This is a genomic window from Moorena sp. SIO4A1 (genome assembly GCF_010672065.1).
GTDB lineage: Bacteria > Cyanobacteriota > Cyanobacteriia > Cyanobacteriales > Coleofasciculaceae > Moorena.
The window spans coordinates 1-1739 of sequence record NZ_JAAHHX010000515.1 but is presented as its reverse complement, the minus strand read 5'-3'; the positions used below and the strand labels follow the sequence as shown (position 1 = coordinate 1739).

Annotated in this window: 2 protein-coding genes; both read right to left on the bottom strand. The window is 43.4% G+C overall.

Translation table 11 applies throughout. The annotated features are described in order from the left end of the window. The coding region (locus F6K53_RS40110) for a polyketide synthase (protein WP_293085647.1) at positions 1–623 on the bottom strand (623 nt) is incomplete at its 3' end. Positions 624–682: 59 nt separating this feature from the next. Next, positions 683–1739: beta-ketoacyl reductase (locus tag F6K53_RS40105; protein ID WP_293085644.1), on the bottom strand; the 1057-nt coding region annotated here is incomplete at its 5' end.

Below are 1739 nucleotides of genomic sequence, written 5' to 3'. Positions count from 1 at the left end.
CAAGCCAGATGTACAGATACCAAAGAGGAAGAGCAAGCAGTTTCTACTGCCATATTAGGTCCAGTGAGTCCCAAGATGTATGATAAACGACCTGTAGCAGCACTCGGCACATTACCTGTACCCCAATAAGCCTGTGGTATCTCAGAGGTGGCCAGCTTACTCTGATAATTGCTATTACCAATGCCAATGAATACTCCTGTGAGACTATTAAACAATTGATCCGGGACGATGTTAGCCCTTTCTATTGCTTCCCAACTTAGTTCTAGCAAGAGGCGTTGTTGGGGGTCTAAGCTTTGAGCTTCTCGGGGAGAAATCCCGAAAAAGGCGGCATCGAAGCCATCTATGGCTGAGAGAAAACCACCGTCGCGGGTAGAAATTTTGCCGGGAGCATCCGGGTCTGGGTCATAGTAGTTATTAATGTTCCATCGCTCTAATGGTACTTCGGTGATCGCATCTACTCCATCATTGAGTAATTGCCAGAAGGCTTCAGGAGAGTCTACTCCACCAGGTAAGCGACAACTCATGCCAATGATGGCAATTGGCTCAATCTGGGCAGACTTGAGAGCTTGCAATTCGGACTGCATTTCCTTTAATGCAATTAGTGCCCGTTTTGTTGCTGACAAAGAGTTTGCAGTATTTAGAGATTCCGAAATATTTTCCATATCTTTAAAGTCTTATACTCCTAGAAATTCATATTATCTAATTCTTGAAGCAAAATATTTTGAGCTTCTAATTCTGATAGTTGTTCTATTTCTTTTTGTAAATTAGATTGATCTACTTCTTCTGCTTCTTGCTGATCCAACACAACTGCTAACTCTAATGATAGAACCTCAACGGACAAGTAATCTATTAATTTTTCCAAAGTCGGATAATCAAATAATAGTGTTGAACGTAAGCTTGTCTCTAAACTTGACTCCAAGCGATTTTTCAATTCCACTGCCATTAGAGAATCTAATCCCAAATCAAACAAAGGTTGCCGCATTTCTATTTTTTGTATATCTTGCAAGCCTAAGGTTTTGGCAATTATTGAGCGAAGGTGAGTTGTTAATAACTCCTGACGTTCTGAAACTGTTGCTGCTTCTAGTTGCTCTCTAAATGCTGACTTCTTGGTGAATGATGGCTCAGCCGAAATCAAAGCCTCTAAGAATGGTATCTTTTTTCCACTTGGTAGTTGGCTGACAAACTTTGACCAATTAATGGGTAACACTCCGACTTGGCTGGGAGAGTCGGATAACAATGAACCCAATGCCTGCATTCCCCTTTCTAGTTCTATGGCACTCATCCCACTAGCCTCCAGCCGCTGCTGATGTCCACTGGCTAAACGAGCTGCCATGCCAGCTGATGCCCAAGCTCCCCAGTTGATACTCAACCCTGGTAATCCCTGCCCTCGACGATAGTGGGCGATCGCATCCATAAACCCATTAGCGGCGGCATAATTTCCTTGACCTGGATTTCCCAACAGAGAAGCTATCGACGAAAAACAAACAAAGAAATCTAAAGGTAAATCTTGGGTGAGTTGATGTAAATACCAAGTTCCGGCCACCTTTGGTGCCATCACTTTAGTAAACTGTTGCCAACTGAGGTTTTGCACTAAGCCATCATCCAACACTCCCGCCGCATGAATCACACCTTTGAGTGGGGGCAATGATGCCTGTATCTGCTGGAAAATCTTCGCCACATCTTCTTGAGTTGAAATATCTCCTAACAAAACCTTGACCTTGGCTCCTGCTGTTTCCAAC